The sequence below is a fragment of the Geobacter sp. AOG2 genome (assembly GCF_019972295.1).
Taxonomy (GTDB): Bacteria; Desulfobacterota; Desulfuromonadia; order Geobacterales; family Pseudopelobacteraceae; genus Oryzomonas.
In genome coordinates this window covers 808,834-827,296 of record NZ_BLJA01000001.1, presented here as the reverse complement: position 1 = coordinate 827,296, position 18,463 = coordinate 808,834, and the positions used below count along the sequence as shown (strand labels likewise).

Below are 18,463 nucleotides of genomic sequence, written 5' to 3'. Positions count from 1 at the left end.
GCATGTTTTATCCCCATCTGAGCATATTGCCACCGCCGCCACCTATCCCTGCCTGACAGGACAGGTTGGCACCCGCTTTTCCTCCACCCCCACGTCATTGAACGTCAACGCCGGAGTTGCGCCCGCCTGTCCGTAAGCACGCCTTTATCACTCAAAAACGGATAGGGAGACATTATGTACAACTCCATCACACGCCGCACCGAGGCGCGGAGCGGTCTGGTTTCGGTCATGCTGGCGGCGGTCCTGTGGGGCACCGTCGGTATCAGCACCAAGACGCTCTACACCATGACGGCAACCACTCCGCTTTCCATCGGATTCTTTCGCCTGGCCCTTGCGGTGCCGGCCCTGTTCCTGGCCTGTTGGCTCAAGCTCGGGACGGGGATGCTGCGGGTTACCCGCCGCGATTTCGCCCTGATGATGCTGATCGGGGCCATGACGGCCCTCTACCAAGCCTGCTATTTCGCCGCCATTGCCCGGATCGGCGTTGCCGTGGCCACCCTGATCACCCTCTGCACCGCCCCGGTCATGGTGGCCCTGCTATCGGTACTCTTCACCGCAGAACAGCTGACGGGCCGTCTGTTCCTGGCGCTGGTCCTGGCCTTGGCCGGCACGGCCATGCTGGTCGGCATCGGGCAGGGTGGTCCAGGGCACCAAAACGGCGTGACCGGGCACCTTCTGGCGCTCGGTTCGGCATTCGGCTATGCCGTCGTAGCCCTGGCAACCGGGATGCTGGCCGGCCGCTATCACCCCTTCCAGCCCATCGCCATAAGCTTCAGCGCCGGAGCGCTGCTGTTGTTCCTCTGTAATCTGCCCCAGGGGCTCGTTGTGCACTATCCGGCCCCGGGATGGGGCCTGCTCATCTACCTGGGGATAGTCCCCACCGCCCTGGCCTATGTGCTGTTCATCGCCGGCATGCGCTCCGTGACCGCCACCACGGCGAGCATCTGCACGCTCCTGGAGCCGCTTACCTCCACACTCCTGGCGTGGCTGATCTTTGGCGAACAACTCGGCTCGTGGGGTATCTTCGGCGCGCTGCTACTGGCCGGCGCCATGGGTGTGCTCCTCACCGGCGGGAAAAGAATACGGGACGCCTGACCCGCCGAGAGTCGGCAGCACCGTTATGATGAGCTAAAAAAAGGGGGGCATGCACCCTTGGGACAGGTGCGTGCCCCGTTGTTACGTCCGTTCGGCTCTCGACCAGGTCCTGATCTGCACGGTTTCCTGCTCGCTCACGCCGAGTGAGAGCAAAAAGTTATGGTGACCTTCCGGGGAACGGCGTTCGAACTCCCCATGCCAGCGCCGCATGCCCGCCTCATCCATACCCGCCTGCCGCAGCATCTCCACCCAGGTGGCCTTGTCCACTGCGGCGTTCGGGCCGCCCTCCAGCTTGATCTTCAGCATGCCTGCCAGCAGGCGCTGCTGAGCCTGCAAATCCCGTATCGCATCGCCGACTTCCAGCAGGCGGCGTCTTAGCACGGCATCCGGCCCCTCTTCCGCTGTTGCCAGGATCAACCGGATATCCTCGATGCCCAGGCCTGCCCGACGAAAGGAGCAGATGGTCTCCAACCGCCCGCGCTCTGCGGGCGAATAGAGGCGGTAGCCGGATCGGGACCGCTCGGCGGGAGACAGGAGCCCGATCCGGTCGTAGTACAAAAGGGTGCTGCGCGACAGCCCGAAGTTCCGGGCAAGTTTGGAGATCGTGTACATTGGAGATCCTGTTCGAGAAAAGGTATGCGGCCCCGTCCTTGCGGGACCGCGTTTTGTCATTTTCCGCCGCGTATCCGGTCCGCCTGTTCCTGCGGCACCCCCAGCCACTCCAGGAAACTCTGGTGCCCCTCGGGGTTTTCCTGTTCGAACAACTCATGCCAACGCTTCATGGCGGCATCGTCCAGCCCGATTGCCCGGAAACGCCCCACCCATTCTTCAACTCCGATCTTCTTTCCCATGGTATTGCTCCTTCATGTTTGGAATTGTATCACGGCCATGATGGAAACAAGTCTGAACTATGAAGCGGTGGACGGGTCAATCAAAAAAACGCCGCCACAGACGAAATTGCCACCCAAGTCCCGATATCCAACCCCAAGATGGCGCTTGCCGATCATGGATACCTTGAAGCATGCTTTTTTACCGGGACAATCCTCTGCCAATCGCAACGCCAACGTCACGAGAAGCGCGAGCCCGTGGCAGACACCTGTTTTAAGGGCAAGATTGGGGTGGCCGGGTATCGACCGATTACAAAATAACGTTTGTTTTATTTTTGTTATATAATTCCAGCATGTTAAAGTAATACTAAACTATATTATCGACTAAAAATAAAAAACATATCTAGTCAGCAATACAACAATCGTGTAACATTTTGTTTTATAAGAATAATATTGGTATTACCACTTGCATTCCCAAGCTGTATCAATTATAGTATAACTAAATTTACGATATGGATCATAAGGAGAAGAAGAATGACGTGCCCAGTATGCAACACCAATGAACATTATTTCGGGATCGATTCTGGCGCAGACGGGGCGGCCGAGAACGTGGTGACCTGTCTGTTCTGCGGAACGACCCGGACGACGGATAGTACGCTGACGGAGGCCATTAAGAACGGCAAGGAGACGTCTTTTCTCAAAGCGCTCTCCAAACACATGGAAAACGACGACCTTCATCTGGCGGCATAACCGACGGCGATGTACGGTTCAAACGAGAAAAGGCGGCCAAAGGCCGCCTTTTCTCGTTTCAGCCTCCCCTTCCGAAGAGAGCAGTTGGAATGGGTAGGGGAATAAGATCATTTTGCGGAATAGAGGGGCACAGACTCCCGGCACATGCCGAGCGACCCCTTCCCGCAGATTCTGCCGTCCTGCCAGATGGCCCCGTCCAGAGTGGCATTTTCCAGATTCGCACCGGCCAGACCGCTTAACTTCAGACTGACCATCTTCAGGTTCGCTCCGGCAAGGTTGGCCCGTTCCAGGTCAGCTTCCCCCAGGTCCGCCCTCTCCAGATTGGCATTGCTCAGATCGGCGCCTTTCAGGTTGCACTTGCTGAGATTAACTCCCACCAGACTCATGCCGCTCAGGTTTTTACCCGACAGGTCCCTGTTCGCTTTCACAAGTGCCAGGACCTCTTCGAGGGAGAGCCTTTTGCCGGGGACTGTCTCGGCTATCGCCGGGGAGATCTTGCGCACGTTCTTGCTTTTGGCCAACGATTTTTTCTTTTTACGTTTTTTGGGGACAACCGCGCCGACGCTCTTTTGGGGAACCGGAGAAACCTGGTCCGACGCCGCCGGGACGGCGGAATCGCCGACTCCACCCGCCCCCTCCGCGGCCCATACGCCTGAAGAGGGAAGACCCGCTATTGAAGCAGCCACATAGAGACCCGCTGCAACACCAAACACCCGGAATAGAGTCATGACGCACCTGCCTTGTGCCCTCGAAGCCGGTTGAAAACGGCTCAAGGGGAAAAAATGTGTGGCTGATAGTATCATGCCGGCAAAAAAATGCAACGGGCGCCCACGGTTCTCCAAACGAGAAAACCCGTACCTCTTGCCTGTAGTGACAGCCGCTCTATCTGAAGGCGTACAGCACGTACTCTGCAATTGCCCTGGCGTCTCTGTCGGAGAGGGTTGACGCATCGAAACGGATCATTCGCGAAATGGGGGTACGCATGATCCGTACGATATCCTCGGGCCTGACGATATGATGGGAACGCAGGACCGAACCCCGCAAGGTCCGCTCCGGGTCGCTGACATTACCGCCGTCGGGGTGGCAGGCGGCGCAGTACTGCTTGAACAGATCTTCCCCCTTGCTCAACTGCTGCTGAGGAGGCGCCGCCGGAAGGCGTTCCCCATCCTGGGGAGATTCATTCCTGCATCCGCCCAGCAGAAACACCGCAACCATCATAACCGTACAAACCTGAACCGTCGATCTGAACATGAGAGCCTCCCGATTCGAACGAGGTACGGAACAACCCGCTTGCAGTTCAATCAACAATGGCCGAGAGAGAGCGTCGCGGTCACCAGAAGCGGAAAGAGGTTGAGATACGAAAAAAGAAACCTTTCGGAACGCATCAGGGCGATCACCACCAGCGGCAGGGGGAAGACGACATACCAGAGGGCGACATGCTGCCCGATAATGCCGAAGGCGGGCAACAGCATGGCAGCGGCAAGCACGGCAAACATCCAGAGCCAGAACAGGCCGCCCCCCCTGACCGGGGAACAGAAGAGCGGAATACCGGCGAAACGGTAATCAGCGGCATGTCGGCGCTGAAAAAGCCAGAAATGGGGTATCTGCCACAGGTACAAAAGCCCGGCCAGAAGCATGATCCGATAATCCCAAACACCGCCCCCGGCCAGGCACCAGCCTATCAGCGGCGGCACGGCACCACACGCGGCTCCCAGAGCCAAAGCGAGGGAGGTGCGGCGTTTAAGGGGGGTATAGACTGCCAGATACCACGTCAGGGACGCTACGCCAAGTAGCGGGGGCAATGGGCCACCCACAAGGGCCAGCACTATCAGGCCAACCATAATGGTGCCCAGGCCGATGACCGTCCCGGAAAGCGGCGTCAGTTCCCCCCGCGGGAGGGGCCGACGGCTGGTACGTACCATCAGGCTGTCCAGGTCCCGCTCCAGCACCTGATTGATGGCGGAACCTCCCGCGGCCAGGAGCGCCACCCCGCCCACCAGGGCCACAACCGAAACGAAATTCACCGCGGCCGGGTGCAGAAGGTAGCCACCCAGTGCGGCAACGCCGTTCAAAAGCGCCAGGCGCGGCCGGAACAGCCTGAGCAGGGGGGCAATCACTTGAGCCCCTCGATGAATTCCACCAGGGCCGTCACATCCTCATCGGACAGGTCGGGATTGGTGGGCATGAGCGGCTGGAACCCTTCCACCACATCGGCGGCCGGTTGGCGGATCGACTCCCGCAGATATCCTTCGTCGGCCGAAACAGTGACCTTTGCCTTTCCTCTCTGTACCGTAACCCGGGCGCCGAACAGCCCCTTGAAGGTGGGGCCGACGCCGCGGCTGCCATCCAGGGAGTGACAGACCAGGCACCCCTTTTCCTGGGCCAGCTTCCTTCCGTCTCGCTTGGCCGGCACGGCCCCACCGGTACGGAGATAGTCGATGATCGCCTTGATCTCCTCCTCCTTGAGCACACCGGCAAAGGGAGGCATGATCGGCTGGAACCCCTTTACCACATCGGCATTCGGCTCCAGCAGGGAACGTCGCAGGTAGGCCTCGTCAACGGTAATATGCCGTTCCGAACCATTATTCAGAACTGTTTCGCTCCGCCCCCAGAGTCCCTTGAACGTGGGCCCGACCCCCGGTTTGCCGTCCAGGGTGTGGCAGCCCAGGCAGCCATGTTTTTCGAGAAGCTCATGACCGGCATGTTCCTCTTTGCCGGTTCGCTGTTCCAGCCAAGCCCCAAACTCCGCCTCGGGTAGCGCTTCCACGGTGGTGATCATGGCGGAATGGCCGGTGCCGCAATACTGGGAGCAGAACAGGTCATAGGAACCTGGTTTGGTGGCAACGAACCAGGCATAGTTCTTCATCCCCGGCACCACGTCCCGCTTGACCCGGAAGGCAGGCAGGTAGAAACCGTGGATCACGTCGCGGGAAACAAGCTCAACCTTGACCGGCTTGTTCACCGGCACGTACAGCTTGGCGCTGGTCCTTCCGTTGGGGTAGGTAAAGCTCCACGACCACATGCGGGCCGTGGCGGTCACTTCCATGGCACCCTTGGGCACGTTGCGCAACGCCAGGTAGCCGGACCAGCCATAAAAGAACATGACCAGTACCAACAGGGTCGGGAGCACAATCCAGACGACCTCCAGCCAGAGGTTTCCCGAGGCCTGCGATGTGGGCTCCGGGGAGCGGGAACGGCGGTAGCGGACCACAAAGAGCACCATGGCCGCGGTGATGCCGAGCAACAGGACCAGGCAGGCACCGAAGATGAACATGAATACCGGGTCGATTGCCTCGGTTGTCGTTATCAGATGAGTAGTGTCCACGGCGTCTCCTCAGCGGTAGAGCACATCGAAGAAGGTAAATCCGATGAAAATGGCCAGGGTTACCAAGGCGATAAACAGGAGCCATCGCAACAGACGCCCCTCGTATTTCATGTGCATGAAAAAGGCGACCACCAGGCCGGACTTGAGGCAGGCGATGGCCAGCGAGCCCCAGACATGGCCGATCCCGACGTTGTGATGGGCCACCCACACGGTCAGGCCGGTCAGGGCCAGAAGCGCCAGCCAGACCGTTACGAGCTTGCCGTAGCTTATAATGTGATGGGCCGTGTTATCCTGCGTCATGTCGGCCTCCTAGAGAATCAGGTAGTACAGCGGAAAGATGAATATCCAGACCAGATCCACCAGATGCCAGTACAGGGCACCGTTTTCCAGCAGCACGAAATCGCCGGCGTGGACGGTCCCTCGTTTGACCCGTACCGCCACCACCGCCAGAAGTGTTCCGCCGATCAGGACATGCAGACCATGGAGACCGACGGTGAGATAATAGAGGCTGTAGAACACCGACTCTCCCGGCGGACCTTTGATCAGGCGGGGAGAGCCCGGATAGATGCCGTTGCCGATTTCGGCACTCCATTCCAGGTATTTGTTGAAAAGAAAGGTTATCGCGCAGAGGAGCGTTCCACCCAGGAAAAAAAGCACATTCCGGCGTTCGTTCCGTTGAATGGCGGTGACCGCCATGGCCGCCAGCAGGCTGCTGGTGATGAGGATCACCGTGTTGAGCGTCCCGAAACCCACATGCATGTCCCGACCCGCAGCCGCGAACTCATGGGGATAGCGGGAGAGATAGGCCGAATAGAGCAGAAACAGGCCACCGAACAGGAGCAGTTCCGTGAACAGAAACAGCCACATACCGAGCTTTGCCCCGGCGTAGTCCTTGTGCGCCACGTGGTTCATGGCACGCCTGCCTTGGTGTAATCGTAGGGTCCGTGGGTAACCACCGGCTCTTCTTCGAAGTTTTCGGTGGGCGGCGGCGTGGGGATGCTCCACTCCAGGGTCGCTCCCCCCCAGGGATTGCTCCCCACCGGTTCACCCCAGAACAGGCCGCGGAACAGGTTTACCAGCATGACGATCAGTCCGGCGGCCAGGATCCAACTGCCGATGGTCGCTACCAGATTGAGGGGCGCGAATTCGGGAAGATAGTCGTAGTAACGCCGGGGCATCCCCTTGAGGCCGAGCACCATCATGGAGAAATAGAGGATATTGAACCCCGTGAACATGAGCGCCCAGGCAACGATAGCCGGTTTTTCGGCGTATTTGCGTCCGTAGAATTTGGGCAACCAGTAATGCATGGCGGAGAAGAAAGCAAAGCCGGTACCGCCGAACATCACGTAATGAAAATGCCCCACCACGAAATCGGTGTCATGCACATGGATGTTGGTGGCGGCTGCGCCCAGGATCAGTCCGGTCAGTCCGCCGATGGAAAAAAGCAGGATAAAGCTGAGCGCGAAGAGCATAGGGGCCTCCAGGGAGATGGACCCCTTGTACAGGGTCGAGACCCAGTTGAAGACCTTGATGGCTGATGGGATGGCGACTATGAAGGTCAGGAAGGAGAACACCAATATGGCCGTATCGCTCATGCCGCTGGTAAACATGTGGTGCCCCCAGACCAGTGAGCCGGCCGCGGCGATGGCGATACTGGAAAAGGCGATCATCTTGTAACCGAAAACCGGCTTGCGGGCAAAGACCGGGATAACGTCCGAGATCACCCCCATGGCGGGCAGGATCATGATGTACACCGCCGGATGGGAATAGATCCAGAACAGGTGCTGGTACATGATCGGGTCTCCCCCGCGGCCGGGGTCGAACAGACCGGCGCCCAGGATGCGCTCCGCCATGATCAGCACCAGGGTGATGCCCAGGATCGGCGTTGCCAGGATCTGGACCCAGGCGGTGGCGTAGATCGACCAGACGAAGAGCGGCAGCCTGCCCCAGGTCATCCCTTCGGCTCGCAGGCGGTGGATGGTCGTCACGAAGTTGAGACCGGTCAGGATCGACGAAAAACCGACGGTGAAGACTCCCAGGACGGCCAGGGAAACATTGGTGCCGGTACGGGCACTGAAGGGCACATAGAAGGTCCAGCCGGTATCGGGCGGCCCACCGCCGGTGAAAAGCGAGGTGAGCACGATCACCGCACCGATGACATAGAGCCACCAGGAGAACAGGTTCAGACGCGGGAAGGCCACATCCCGGGCACCGATCTGGATCGGCATGATCAGATTGCCGAACGCACCCGGCATGCCGGGGATGATGAACAGGAAGATCATCACCACCCCGTGCACGGTGAACGTGGCATTGTAGGTCTCGGGCCCCATGATGGTGCGCCCCGGGGCGATCAGTTCCAGGCGAAGCAAGAGTCCCAGCAGCACGCCGACGAGGAAGAAACCGAACGTGGAATAGAAATAGAGCAGCCCGATCCGCTTGTGGTCGGTAGAAAAAATCCAGGAGGCAATGCCGGTCTTGCCGGTATCGTTCCAGAAACTTGAGGGTGTCGTCAGTTGATCAGTGGTCATCAAACCTCCCGGAAAGGTGAAGAAGGTTGCATACGGAGAATTGCGGAATTATCTCGAATTTTTTCAGGGGCGAGGTACAAGGAATAAAGGCAGCAACAGGAAGATAGCGGCCGGTATCCCCGTTAGCCCCGTTCATCTCCGTTGCCTGGTCTTTTCCGCTTCCTCCCGCCTGCCAACAAAAAGGCCAGGAACCCTCCGGCGCAAAGGATGACCACCGTGGCGCTGACCCGCAGCAGGTTGAAGACATAGGTCTTGCCGGCGGGATCGAAACTGAAGCAAAACTCCATGACCTTGCGGATGGAGGCACCGGCCTTGCCCCCCCGCGCCTCCAGTAGGGCCAGGGTCACATCCTTGGGCAGAAAGGTCGTGCCGTACAGGTAACGGACAATGGTCCCGTCCCCGGCGACCACCAGACTCGCCACCGGATGAATGAAGTCACGACCCCTGCGCTGAAAACGATATCCTGCTGCGGCGGTCACGCGCTGGATGTTCGCAGCATCGCCGGTCAGAAAGCGCCAGCCGTCCTCGGGAAAGGGGACATTCATGGAGGTCAGGTACATGCGCTTGTAGCGGGCGGCAAGCTGCGGGGTCTCGCTCTCGTCAAAGCTGAGCGAGATGACCCGATACTCGGTGCCGGGCCGGTATTTTATGGCCGGCAGCACCCGCGCCAGGCCTCCCTGCAGATAATTGCAAACATTGGTGCAACTGTAGTACACGGGGAGGATGATGGTCGGCCCGGTAATCAGATCCCCCAGGCGGACCGTTTTCCCCGTTTCGTCTCGAAAGGTTGTGTCGAGGGGAATCTTTGCACCCAGGTGTTCGTCAACCCCGGCTGCCGGCCCCTCATCCTGAGGGAAGGGGTCACCGGCCCGGAGTTTTTGAGAGGCGTCCTCACTGTGGGCGCCGGCATGGAAGGGGAAGAGCATGAGCGTAGTGAGCAGTATCGTTGCTACGCACCGCATCACCCGAGTCGTTGTGCCGTTTAACCTTACCATGGCGTTGTACCCGCTGTCCTGTCCATTTGCCGTTGCAGCCGCCCTCCGTTTTGAAGAGGACGCTGGCCTCAGACCAGGTTGAAGTTGTTTTCGTAAGCCATCAGGGTGTTGATCATCAGGGCCGCCACCGTCATGCGGCCGACGCCGCCCGGCACGGGGGTGATCCAGGAGCACTTGGGGGCAACGGCGGCAAAATCCACATCACCCACGAGTTTGCCATCCTCCAGCCGGTTGATGCCCACATCGATCAGCACCACCCCCTCCTTGACCATATCCTCGCTGACAAAGCCGGGAATGCCCACCGCCACGATCACGATATCGGCCCGGCGCGTTTCATCCAGCAAAAGCGGTCGGGGCGTCTCGATATGGGTCAGGGTAACGGTGGCGTTGCCGATGTCGAAATCGTTGGCCAACATGATGGAGATCGGCTTGCCGACGATATTCGAGCGGCCGATGACGACGCAATGTTTACCCCTGACCGGTATGTTGTAAAATTGCAACAACTTGCAGATGCCATAGGCGGTAGCCGGGCGAAAGGCTTTCTGGCCGAGGGCCATGCGGCCGAAATTGGTGGGATGAAAACCGTCGATGTCCTTTTCCGGGGCGATGGCGTTGATGACGTTCTGCTCGTTGATATGGGACGGGAGCGGCAGTTGGACGATCACGCCGTCGGTGCTCGGGTCGCTGTTGATGGCGCCGATCTTCGCCAGCAGTTCCTGTTCCGTGACCGTTTCCGGCAGGCGGATCAGTTCCCCCTCGAAACCGGCCCTCCCGCAGGAGGCTATCTTGGATTTGACATAGGATTCGCTGGGGGCGTGCGTGCCGACCAGGATGATGGTCATATGCGGCTTGCGCAGACCGGAATCGAGATAACCGGCGACCTTTTTGGAAATATCGGCCACCAGGCTCTCAGCGCACTTCTTACCGTCCAGCAGTTCCATGGTTATACAAACCTCGCTTCAGAATTGTCGCTATCCCCCTGCCTCACCGGGAGCCAAGGCGCTTAAAAGTAGTATCACAAATTGATGGGGGCCGCAACCGAGGGGTGCGTATTTACGCAGGCCATGGCTGAAAATCGACCGGCATCCGTATCGGGGCCACGAAAAAAGGCGGCCGAAAGGCCGCCTTTCGGCGAGACATGCAGATCGTTCCCCGGATGAGTCCGCCGGATCTCACTCAGCAACCATGCTAAATCGGTCGCGGCCTCCGGACTTGGCGATGAAAAGGGCGTCGTCAACCTGTTTCAGACACCCGTCGATGCTCATGCCCGGCCTGAATACGCCGATCCCCATGCTCATGGTCGTCGATATCCTCCTCCCCTCCCACGGCACGGCCGTTTTCCGCACCTTGGCAAGGAGTTTTGCGGCCACCGAACAAGCCTTTGGCAGATCGGTTTCCGGGAGGATGACCAGAAACTCCTCGCCCCCCCACCGGCCGCAGAAGTCTTCTGTGCGGATCTGCCCGCGCAAAATCTCGGCAACCGCCTTGAGGACACGGTCCCCGGCCATATGTCCGTGATTGTCGTTGATCTCCTTGAAATGATCAAGATCGCCGATCAGGATGGAAAAGTTCTTTTTGTATCTCTCGGATCGGCTCTTCTCCGACTCCAGCCGGGCCATGATCTCCCATCGATTGGCAATGCCGGTGAGGAGATCGGTCCGGGCCGAGAATTCCAACCGCGCCTTCAGGTCCATGAGCTGTGACTGGTACCCGTCACTGATGGTGAATATCTTGTTGAAACGCCGCAGGAGCTTGGCATGCTTGCCCACAACCCGCTCCAACTGGGGCGTGAGCGGATTGCCGTCTGCGGCACTCCGCTGAAGCAGGCTGTGCAGCTCCTTGAGGACTTCATCTTCAGCCGGTTTCGGAGCATTCGGGACAACGGGCGATTCCAAGGTCACCGGGATGTCCGGGAAGGTCTCTCTTTGCTGCCAGGTACCCAGTTGGCGGGTGGTGGCCTTGATGCATTCGGGGCAGATTCCGTGACTGAACATGATGTCCGCATGGGTGCCGAAATAGGTTTCAAGACGCTGCCAATAATCATTGTCGGTACGGATGTTTTTACAATAGACGCAGAGCGGCAAGGCAACATCCTTGAGTTGACGATACTTGTAGGTGGTATCCTCGATCTGTTTCATCAACTCCCGGAGTTGCATCTGGTAAGTATCGCTGATGACGAGCGTCTTGTTCAGTTTCCGCAGCAAGCCCCGGTAGCTGTCGGCAAGGGCGCCATATTCGGCGGCAAGATCCACCGAGGGGGAGGAGAGTTTGGAAAGTGTCCGCTCAGCCCGCTCCAAAGCGGCATCGTTCTCAGGAATGTTCGATCTCTTGCGCGTCATGGCGTTCCTATTCGTCGGTGGCAACAATGGAAAACGGCAGGGAAACCTCTTCCTGAAACTCTTCCGCCAGATCGAGGGAACGGGGATTTTGCCGGTCATAGCGCCAGATAATGGCGACCCTGGCGCCCTTGGTATGGGCATCCTCCAGGAGGTCGAGCAGGTCAAGCATGCACTTGGTGCTGCTGCTGTTCATGTAGCTGATGTCGATATCGAGATGAAGCTCGTTCAAACCGGATAGATATTCCTTCGTCCAGGCGATGACGGGAGCATAAAATCCGAAGGAATTCTCAGGGTAGGACTCCCCCGACATATGTATCTTCCGCTCAACGGCGTCGAACCTGATCAGCGGCGTTGACGATGACTGCGGTATATCAAGCGTATTCATTCTCTCTCCTCCTACACCAAGACGGTCAGCGTAAAAAAGGCATATTGTCCGTCAATGTTCCGAATGGAATATTCCAGCTTGGCGACAGCCCGCTTGGCAATCTCCATCAGTCCTATTCCCGCCCCCAGGGCTCCCTGCGGCACCTCACTGCGCAACTGCTGCCGGATCTCTTTCTTCAGACCGTCGCGGTCAAGGTCATTAATGCGATCGATCCGCGCGCTGAGATCGGCGATGTCTTCCGTCCGGATCAGGTTGCCGGAGGTGACGGCGTACGACTCCCCCTGCTTGGCTATGATGATGGTGGCCGAGCCGGAATCCCCGGTATGAATATCCCGCGACACAAGGTAATTCCGGGCGTTCTGGGTCATCTCGATGTAGACGGCGAACACGTCCTGCACCGCCATTCGGGCGATGTTCTCCGCTGCCAGATGGTTTCTGATTGCGGTACCGATCTCCTCGATGATGCTGTGGGAAAAGGGCCCGTTGAAACACATCATGATGCCTTCCTGGGAAAATTCCTCTCTGAGTTTAAAGAGGTCCATCGTTACCTCCTTGCGCGAAATGAGTATCGGCCGTTTTGATAGGTTACCAGGGCTTGGGACGGAAGCCCACCAAGGTAACGTCGTCACGTTGCGGGTTAGTACCCCGGTAGTCCGACAGGATACGTTCGAAGGCATCGGCCTGCGCCGGCAGGGCAAGGCGGCCATACCCGGCCAGCATCGCTTTGAAGCGCTCCGAACCGAAGCCGTAGCGCAAGTCGCCACCCGGTTCGTCCAAAAGCCCATCGGTGGTGAGATAGCAGGTGTCTCCCGAAGTGAGAGCGACCTCATGGTTGGTATAGACAAAATCAAGCCGGGAACCCTTGTAGCCTACCCGTTGATGGTCTCCCTTGATTTCATGCACCCCTTCTGCCGTTGCAATGTAGAGCGAGAGCCCGGCACCGGCGAACAACAGCCGCCCGGCGTACCGGTCAAGCATGCAGAGGGCGATATCGAATCCCGCATCCACGTCGCGCAGATGCAGCGTCTGCTGCATGACGCGGTTCAGTTCGCCCAGGATGCGGGCCGGATCGTCGGAACAGACAACATCGACCACGTGGTTCATGACCGAGTTGACGGTCATGGTCATGAACGCACCGGGGACGCCATGTCCGGTGCAGTCGATGCATGCCAGCAAGGAGCGGCCGGGCAACTCCCGCAGGTAGTAGAAGTCCCCCCCCACGATCTCCTTGGGCCGGTACAGCACGGCGTGCTCACCGAGACAACGCGACATGAGGTCCGGTTCGGGCAGGATGGAGGCCTGGATTATGCGCGCATAGCTGATGCTCTCCATGATCCTGTTCCGGGACTCCTCCACCATCCGGTTGGCGGCGGAAAGCTCGTCGGTCCGTTCCCTGACCTTTGTCTCCAGATTATTGGTGTAGTCGGAGACCGTCTCGGTCATGGTATTGAAGGTGGCCGTCAGTTCACCGATCTCATCGTTCCTCGTGACCGGAAGCGTGATGTCGTACCGCCCGCCGGCGACCTGACGGGTGGCGGCGGACAGACTGGTAAGGGGCGCCAGCACCATGCGGTTCATGAGAAGGGCGATGGTTACTATCACCAGCAGAAGCGATACGAACATGACGACGACAATGGGGAGAAACTCACGCATGCTGATGACGCGGGAGACATCCACCAGGACTACATTGAACCAGCCGACCCCCGGCATGAAGGAAACGGCGGCCAGATACTTTTTTCCGCCGAAACGGGCAGGAAACGCCACCACCTCGCTTTTCTGGGAAGAAAGCGTGGCAATGGCCGTTCGCATCTGTTCCTGTTTCCGGGGATCGTCCATCAAGCGATAGATGGTAACCTTCTTCCCTTCATCCCGCTCATTGGCGTTGTGTTCAACGATCTTCCGGTCTTCGTGGGCCTGGACGATACCCGAACCATCGATCAGTATGGTCGAAAGCCCTTGTTCCTTGGAATAGACGATCTTGTTGAGAAAATCGGTGATATCGATACCGCTGCTGGCGATTCCGAGCTTTTCGCCACCCGCCCCTCTCACGATGGCGTTGATCCAGACCTTGCTTTTCTTGATCAGCCGGTCGTAGTCGAGATTGAGGGCAAAGTCGTCAACGTTGCGCATGGTGGCGAAGTACCACTTGTCCGCCGGGTTGTCGGCATGCAGGACCGTGGTTGCCGGCCTGCCGGGCACCCCCTCGCCGGTGAACATATAGTAGGTGCGGGAAGAGTTGAGGGTAATGTTGCAGCTATGATCCCGAAAGGATCGCCGGTAACTCTCCAACTGCTCCAGGGCCTCTCGCTTCGCCTGGGGGTTGTTTTCCGCCACGGCCCATCTCTTTAGAACCGGGTCGTCCGCCATCTTCCGAGCCAGTACCACCTCGCGGTCGATGATGGAAAGGATCTTGTTTTTCTCCAGCAAGGCTTCTTTCGTGGCAAAACGCTGGGCAAAAACATCAATGATGCGGTTGCTGCCGGTATAAAAGGCAAACATCGTCACCGAGCCGATTACCAGATACACGAGCACGATGACGACAATAAACTTTGATCTGATGCTGCCAAATTCCATGAGAATACCCTTGTGTCCGACAGCGCATGAACTGCTCACGGCATACGCACCACAGGATTACAAAAAACACACCTGAATGCAATCTCCGATTATACGCGGAGATCTTTTTGCGGTGCGGATCAGAGCCGGGATTCGCGCACCAGGCGATTGTGGCGGGTGAGCTCGCGCAAATGATGGCGCAGGCCCGGTTCGGAGACCAGGGAGTTCAGGACGAAATAACGCCCGATAGGTTGTTGCATCGACCGCTGGTGAAGCAGGATAATATTGAGCTGGGACTGGGAAAGAAGCCCCATCGCTATCGCCCGTTCGCCGAATGAGCCAACGATATGGGTCGCGCGCAGGATCGCCGCAACGTCATCTTCCCTGAGCCACCCCCATTTGCAGGCAAAATCGCCCAGCGGTGGGCGCAGGTCTCTCTGCCACATGAGCGCTCGAACCACCGCCTGGTAGGAGACGACGCCGCTATAGTAGAGATAGAGGCCTATTTTCAATTCAATGGAAGGCAACGACCCCTCGTAGTACTGTTCGCCCTCGACGCGCCCAATGGTTTTGACCTGCGGAAAGGCCGGTCTCGGGCTGTTCGCTGGGCGCAGGTGGATCGTGGGCTTCCGTTTTTTGAGGTAGTCGCTCAACAGCTTGTAAGCTTCGACCGAACGACGAAACAGCTCCGTGCGCCTGACTCGGTCACTCTCCCCGCCGACCGCATCGGGATGACATTCCCAGGCGCGATTCCGATATGCGTTTTTGAGGCCGTCCGGCTGAATGTAACAGAGGAATTCCCTGTTGATCTCCGCCGTGGGGAACAGGATGCGGCACGCATCCATCAGTTGTGCTTCCAGACCGGGTGTCATAGGCGTGCGCCATAACCAATATGTTGAAATTTATTGCTATTCTTTTGATATATACCTGAAGTTTATACAAATGACCAGCCGGTATTCATCGCCAGGCGGGCTTTCCGCCCGGATTTCAAGCGGATACTCTTGCCGCTTCCTGTCGAAGCATGGAGGAGACAGCCCGGCAAGCCTGTTTTGTTTGACAGTACCCCTGAAAAACTGCTAGGGTTGAAAGCATCCGTGGTCGATAGCATCACGGTGCAGATAATGTTACATGCGTCGCCACATAATGCTCCGGAGCAGTCCGGAGTTTTTTTATTGTAATGGATGGTAGCCGGAATTCATCCGCACAGTTCATTTACGGACGAGTTCTTAATCAACGGGAATACGGGAGAGCAGCATGGCAATCAGGAAACTAGCGGCAGGGGACTGCATCGAAGCGCACTGCACGCGTTGTCGGGCACTATTGAACCATACGATCGTCGCCATGGTGGGAGAAAAGATCATCAGGGTTGAATGCAATACCTGCCGAGGGATGCATAATTATCACGGGGAGAAGGCAGCCAAGGCACCGGGGGCCGGCCCTGCCCGCACAACAGCTTCCGCCCCCCGCAAAGCGAGAAAAGATCCGGGGGCCGCAGACCGGGAGGAATGGGAAGCCCTCAGCCCCGCCATGGAACCGGGACGAGCGCTCCCGTACGACATGAATGGCAAATACCGCGTGAACAGCCTGGTAGCCCACCCTGTTTTCGGCCTCGGCGTCGTGAAGCTTGTCATCCCTCCGAACAAGATCCAGGTCCTGTTTCAGGACGGAAAGAAACTGCTTCGTTGCGGGTAGTTCCCGGAAGGCCGCAGAAGCCCCTTTTCAAATCCCCGGCATAAGCAACCTCTTGCCTCAATCAGGGCAGCGCCATCACGGCAGTCCGGCCTATCCCAGCTCCAGCGGCGGTTCATCGAGAGCCGCCAGTTGCTCTCGCAGGTCAAGGATGTGTTCCCCCCAGTAGCGAACGGTATTGAACCAGGGAAACGTGGCGGGAAAGATCGGGTCTTCCCATCGGCTGGCCAGCCAGGCGCTGTAATGAAGCATGCGCAGGGCGCGCAAGGCTTCGACCAGCCGCAATTCCAGCGGATTGAATTCAAAAAACTCGTTGTACCCCTCGATCAGTACTTCCAATTGGGCGATCCGGCGTTGACGGTCGCCGGAAAGCATCATCCAGAGGTCCTGCACCGCCGGGGCCATGCGCGCATCGTCGAAATCCACAAAATGGGGGGCATCGTCCCGCCACAGGATATTGCCGCCATGGCAGTCGCCGTGGGTACGAATGGAACGGATCGGTCCGGCCTCGGCCACAAGAGTATCCACGGCCGTGAGCAGTTGGTCGGTCACGGCGGTGTAGCTTGCCCGGTACTCCTCCGGGATAAAACGTTCACGGATCAATTGGACGCTGGCATGGCCGAAGCTCCGGCTGTCGAGGGCCGGCCGGCTGATAAACGGCTGTACGGCACCTATACGATGAATTCGACCGAGCATACGGCCCAGTATCAGCAGGTTGTCAAGATTGTCGAATTCCGGGGCATGCCCCCCCTGACGGGGGTAGAGGGCGAAACGGAACCCGTCGTGGTGGAACAGGCTCCCACCTGCGGCATTGGCCCAGGGAGCGACCACCGACAGCTCATGTTCGGCCAGGTCGAAAGAGAAGCGGTGCTCTTCGACGATCTGTTCGTCACTCCAGCGGCCGGGGCGGTAGAACTTGGCGATCAGCGGTTGCCCGTCCTCGATGCCGACCTGGTAAACGCGGTTCTCGTAACTATTCAGGGCAAGGGTGCGGCAATCGCAGCGAAACCCCTGACTTTCAACGGCATCCATGATGAGGGCGGGGGTAAGACGTTGGAAAGGGTGCGGGCTATCTGACATGGGGTTGCGGTTCTCCAAGGCGTTTCGGGTTGCAGGAAGAAGTCGGTAATCACCATACCACGAAACAAGGATGCAACCAAGCGGAAGCATGAGACATGTTTCGTCCGCCTCAAGCTGTGGAGCAACGAATCCTCGGGACCGGCGAAAAACCACCAACATGCCGCAGGGATAAGCTACAAACGTTTTCAGCGGCTCACAAGCGCTGATGTTACGGTTAGGTTATGGGGGAGTTGGAGCCGGGGAAACCCTTGCCGAGTCGCTCCCGGAAACCTCCGGCGGCACAACGGTCTTCCCGGCAGGGAGGGGCGGCGGTCTGCGCAGGGTCTGTCGGGAAACACGCACATAGGGGACAAACTTGACGACCCTTTTCGCTCCCCTGCCCTGTTGTGCAGATTGGACGAGGTCGTCTATCTGGCCCAGCATGACCGCTTTGATGTTACTGTCCACCGGCTGGGGCTCTTTATGATGTTCCAGTTGCTTCAGGTGGCCGAATACCTTCCTGGCATAGGCCTCACTCTTTTCCGGCGTCTGGCTGTTGTAGCAACCGATGGCCTTCCAGTTGTAACCGTATTTGGCGATGCAGGTGGCCAGTATCCAGGCGCCGGTTTTCGTATTGTAACAGGCGTCCCCCAGGTTCTTCCACCGCTGTTCGCCGAGTACCGGTTTCCAGATGGTATTGATCTGCATCAAGCCGATATCGAAGGTTCCATTGTTATTCTTGTTGATAGCGTCAGGGTCGAAATTCGACTCAACCCTGGCGATCGACCTCAAGACCAGCGGGTTTATGCCGTACATCTCCCCGGCCTCCTCGAAACAGAACGGGTAGGCATCCCGCCAGGCAACACCAACAGCAATCATGGCCCAAAGGCACGCCATCGCCAGATGTTTCATATCCAT

The 18,463-nt window shown here is 58.4% G+C and carries 21 protein-coding genes; 3 read left to right on the top strand and 18 right to left on the bottom strand.

All coding sequences use genetic code 11. The annotated features are described in order from the left end of the window. Window positions 1-174 precede the first annotated feature (174 nt). Window positions 175-1,095, top strand: coding sequence for a DMT family transporter (locus tag LDN12_RS03785; protein ID WP_223921356.1), 921 nt, complete (start codon window positions 175-177; stop codon window positions 1,093-1,095). 81 nt (window positions 1,096-1,176) lie between these two features. Here LDN12_RS03785 and LDN12_RS03780 read toward each other — a convergent pair whose 3' ends face one another. After that, entirely contained in the window at window positions 1,177-1,707 is a 531-nt protein-coding gene (locus LDN12_RS03780; protein WP_223921355.1) for a MerR family transcriptional regulator, read from the bottom strand. A gap of 56 nt (window positions 1,708-1,763) precedes the next feature. Beyond that, window positions 1,764-1,946, bottom strand: a complete 183-nt coding sequence (locus tag LDN12_RS03775) for a hypothetical protein (RefSeq protein WP_223921354.1) — start codon at window positions 1,944-1,946, stop codon at window positions 1,764-1,766. Between the two features lie 510 nt (window positions 1,947-2,456). Here LDN12_RS03775 and LDN12_RS03770 point away from each other — a divergent pair. Further along, window positions 2,457-2,672, top strand: a complete 216-nt coding sequence (locus tag LDN12_RS03770) for a hypothetical protein (RefSeq protein ID WP_223921353.1) — start codon at window positions 2,457-2,459, stop codon at window positions 2,670-2,672. Between the two features lie 107 nt (window positions 2,673-2,779). Here the strand turns inward: LDN12_RS03770 and LDN12_RS03765 are convergent, their stop codons facing one another. The 14 genes from LDN12_RS03765 to LDN12_RS03700 all read right to left on the bottom strand — a co-directional run bounded on the left by LDN12_RS03765 (window position 2,780) and on the right by LDN12_RS03700 (window position 15,669). After that, window positions 2,780-3,400: a pentapeptide repeat-containing protein gene (locus LDN12_RS03765; protein ID WP_223921352.1), complete on the bottom strand. Its 621-nt coding sequence runs from the start codon at window positions 3,398-3,400 to the stop codon at window positions 2,780-2,782. Between the two features lie 154 nt (window positions 3,401-3,554). Beyond that, window positions 3,555-3,923, bottom strand: a complete 369-nt coding sequence (locus LDN12_RS03760) for a c-type cytochrome (RefSeq protein ID WP_223921351.1) — start codon at window positions 3,921-3,923, stop codon at window positions 3,555-3,557. A 50-nt stretch (window positions 3,924-3,973) separates the two neighbouring features. Further along, complete coding sequence (locus LDN12_RS03755; protein WP_223921350.1) at window positions 3,974-4,789, bottom strand: protoheme IX farnesyltransferase; 816 nt, start codon at window positions 4,787-4,789, stop codon at window positions 3,974-3,976. Beyond that, window positions 4,786-5,997 (bottom strand): cytochrome c oxidase subunit II, encoded by a 1,212-nt coding sequence (coxB, locus tag LDN12_RS03750; RefSeq protein WP_223921349.1) that lies wholly within the window; start codon window positions 5,995-5,997, stop codon window positions 4,786-4,788. The genes LDN12_RS03755 and coxB overlap by 4 nt, the downstream gene beginning before the upstream one ends. Before the next feature lie 9 nt (window positions 5,998-6,006). After that, window positions 6,007-6,297, bottom strand: a complete 291-nt coding sequence (locus LDN12_RS03745) for a cytochrome C oxidase subunit IV family protein (protein ID WP_223921348.1) — start codon at window positions 6,295-6,297, stop codon at window positions 6,007-6,009. Window positions 6,298-6,306: 9 nt separating this feature from the next. Then, a complete protein-coding gene (locus tag LDN12_RS03740; protein WP_223921347.1) occupies window positions 6,307-6,909 on the bottom strand; it encodes a cytochrome c oxidase subunit 3 in 603 nt (200 codons plus the stop codon). Next, window positions 6,906-8,525 (bottom strand): cytochrome c oxidase subunit I, encoded by a 1,620-nt coding sequence (gene ctaD, locus LDN12_RS03735; protein ID WP_275951771.1) that lies wholly within the window; start codon window positions 8,523-8,525, stop codon window positions 6,906-6,908. The genes LDN12_RS03740 and ctaD overlap by 4 nt, the downstream gene beginning before the upstream one ends. Before the next feature lie 122 nt (window positions 8,526-8,647). Then, window positions 8,648-9,487 carry an SCO family protein gene (locus tag LDN12_RS03730; protein ID WP_223921345.1) on the bottom strand — a complete coding sequence of 280 codons (840 nt, stop codon included), beginning with the start codon at window positions 9,485-9,487 and terminating at the stop codon, window positions 8,648-8,650. 101 nt (window positions 9,488-9,588) lie between these two features. After that, window positions 9,589-10,461 (bottom strand): bifunctional 5,10-methylenetetrahydrofolate dehydrogenase/5,10-methenyltetrahydrofolate cyclohydrolase, encoded by an 873-nt coding sequence (locus LDN12_RS03725; protein WP_223921344.1) that lies wholly within the window; start codon window positions 10,459-10,461, stop codon window positions 9,589-9,591. Between the two features lie 231 nt (window positions 10,462-10,692). Then, window positions 10,693-11,859, bottom strand: a complete 1,167-nt coding sequence (locus LDN12_RS03720) for a diguanylate cyclase (protein ID WP_223921343.1) — start codon at window positions 11,857-11,859, stop codon at window positions 10,693-10,695. Window positions 11,860-11,866: 7 nt separating this feature from the next. After that, window positions 11,867-12,244 carry a SiaC family regulatory phosphoprotein gene (locus tag LDN12_RS03715; RefSeq protein WP_223921342.1) on the bottom strand — a complete coding sequence of 126 codons (378 nt, stop codon included), beginning with the start codon at window positions 12,242-12,244 and terminating at the stop codon, window positions 11,867-11,869. A gap of 11 nt (window positions 12,245-12,255) precedes the next feature. Beyond that, window positions 12,256-12,786 carry a SiaB family protein kinase gene (locus LDN12_RS03710; protein ID WP_223921341.1) on the bottom strand — a complete coding sequence of 177 codons (531 nt, stop codon included), beginning with the start codon at window positions 12,784-12,786 and terminating at the stop codon, window positions 12,256-12,258. Window positions 12,787-12,829: 43 nt separating this feature from the next. Next, window positions 12,830-14,818 carry a SpoIIE family protein phosphatase gene (locus tag LDN12_RS03705; protein WP_223921340.1) on the bottom strand — a complete coding sequence of 663 codons (1,989 nt, stop codon included), beginning with the start codon at window positions 14,816-14,818 and terminating at the stop codon, window positions 12,830-12,832. 119 nt (window positions 14,819-14,937) lie between these two features. Beyond that, window positions 14,938-15,669: a J domain-containing protein gene (locus LDN12_RS03700; protein ID WP_223921339.1), complete on the bottom strand. Its 732-nt coding sequence runs from the start codon at window positions 15,667-15,669 to the stop codon at window positions 14,938-14,940. A gap of 382 nt (window positions 15,670-16,051) precedes the next feature. Here LDN12_RS03700 and LDN12_RS03695 point away from each other — a divergent pair, with 382 nt between their 5' ends. Continuing rightward, a complete protein-coding gene (locus LDN12_RS03695; protein ID WP_223921338.1) occupies window positions 16,052-16,489 on the top strand; it encodes a hypothetical protein in 438 nt (145 codons plus the stop codon). Window positions 16,490-16,579: 90 nt separating this feature from the next. Here the strand turns inward: LDN12_RS03695 and LDN12_RS03690 are convergent, their stop codons facing one another. Both LDN12_RS03690 and LDN12_RS03685 read right to left on the bottom strand, forming a co-directional pair. Next, a complete protein-coding gene (locus LDN12_RS03690) occupies window positions 16,580-17,566 on the bottom strand; it encodes a serine/threonine protein kinase (protein ID WP_223921337.1) in 987 nt (328 codons plus the stop codon). A gap of 219 nt (window positions 17,567-17,785) precedes the next feature. Next, on the bottom strand, window positions 17,786-18,463 hold the full coding sequence (locus LDN12_RS03685; protein WP_223921336.1) for a lytic transglycosylase domain-containing protein: 678 nt from the start codon (window positions 18,461-18,463) through the stop codon (window positions 17,786-17,788).

Excerpts from the sequence above, each read along its gene's own strand:
- LDN12_RS03785 (WP_223921356.1), top strand. The coding sequence starts at position 175 with ATGTACAACTCCATCACACGCCGCACCGAGGCGCGGAGCGGTCTGGTT.
- LDN12_RS03780 (WP_223921355.1), bottom strand. The coding sequence starts at position 1,707 with ATGTACACGATCTCCAAACTTGCCCGGAACTTCGGGCTGTCGCGCAGC.
- LDN12_RS03775 (WP_223921354.1), bottom strand. The coding sequence starts at position 1,946 with ATGGGAAAGAAGATCGGAGTTGAAGAATGGGTGGGGCGTTTCCGGGCA.
- LDN12_RS03770 (WP_223921353.1), top strand. The coding sequence starts at position 2,457 with ATGACGTGCCCAGTATGCAACACCAATGAACATTATTTCGGGATCGAT.
- LDN12_RS03765 (WP_223921352.1), bottom strand. The coding sequence starts at position 3,400 with ATGACTCTATTCCGGGTGTTTGGTGTTGCAGCGGGTCTCTATGTGGCT.
- LDN12_RS03760 (WP_223921351.1), bottom strand. The coding sequence starts at position 3,923 with ATGTTCAGATCGACGGTTCAGGTTTGTACGGTTATGATGGTTGCGGTG.
- LDN12_RS03745 (WP_223921348.1), bottom strand. The coding sequence starts at position 6,297 with ATGACGCAGGATAACACGGCCCATCACATTATAAGCTACGGCAAGCTC.
- LDN12_RS03740 (WP_223921347.1), bottom strand. The coding sequence starts at position 6,909 with ATGAACCACGTGGCGCACAAGGACTACGCCGGGGCAAAGCTCGGTATG.
- ctaD (WP_275951771.1), bottom strand. The coding sequence starts at position 8,525 with ATGACCACTGATCAACTGACGACACCCTCAAGTTTCTGGAACGATACC.
- LDN12_RS03730 (WP_223921345.1), bottom strand. The coding sequence starts at position 9,487 with ATGCGGTGCGTAGCAACGATACTGCTCACTACGCTCATGCTCTTCCCC.
- LDN12_RS03725 (WP_223921344.1), bottom strand. The coding sequence starts at position 10,461 with ATGGAACTGCTGGACGGTAAGAAGTGCGCTGAGAGCCTGGTGGCCGAT.
- LDN12_RS03720 (WP_223921343.1), bottom strand. The coding sequence starts at position 11,859 with ATGACGCGCAAGAGATCGAACATTCCTGAGAACGATGCCGCTTTGGAG.
- LDN12_RS03715 (WP_223921342.1), bottom strand. The coding sequence starts at position 12,244 with ATGAATACGCTTGATATACCGCAGTCATCGTCAACGCCGCTGATCAGG.
- LDN12_RS03710 (WP_223921341.1), bottom strand. The coding sequence starts at position 12,786 with ATGGACCTCTTTAAACTCAGAGAGGAATTTTCCCAGGAAGGCATCATG.
- LDN12_RS03705 (WP_223921340.1), bottom strand. The coding sequence starts at position 14,818 with ATGGAATTTGGCAGCATCAGATCAAAGTTTATTGTCGTCATCGTGCTC.
- LDN12_RS03700 (WP_223921339.1), bottom strand. The coding sequence starts at position 15,669 with ATGACACCCGGTCTGGAAGCACAACTGATGGATGCGTGCCGCATCCTG.
- LDN12_RS03695 (WP_223921338.1), top strand. The coding sequence starts at position 16,052 with ATGGCAATCAGGAAACTAGCGGCAGGGGACTGCATCGAAGCGCACTGC.
- LDN12_RS03690 (WP_223921337.1), bottom strand. The coding sequence starts at position 17,566 with ATGTCAGATAGCCCGCACCCTTTCCAACGTCTTACCCCCGCCCTCATC.
- LDN12_RS03685 (WP_223921336.1), bottom strand. The coding sequence starts at position 18,463 with ATGGATATGAAACATCTGGCGATGGCGTGCCTTTGGGCCATGATTGCT.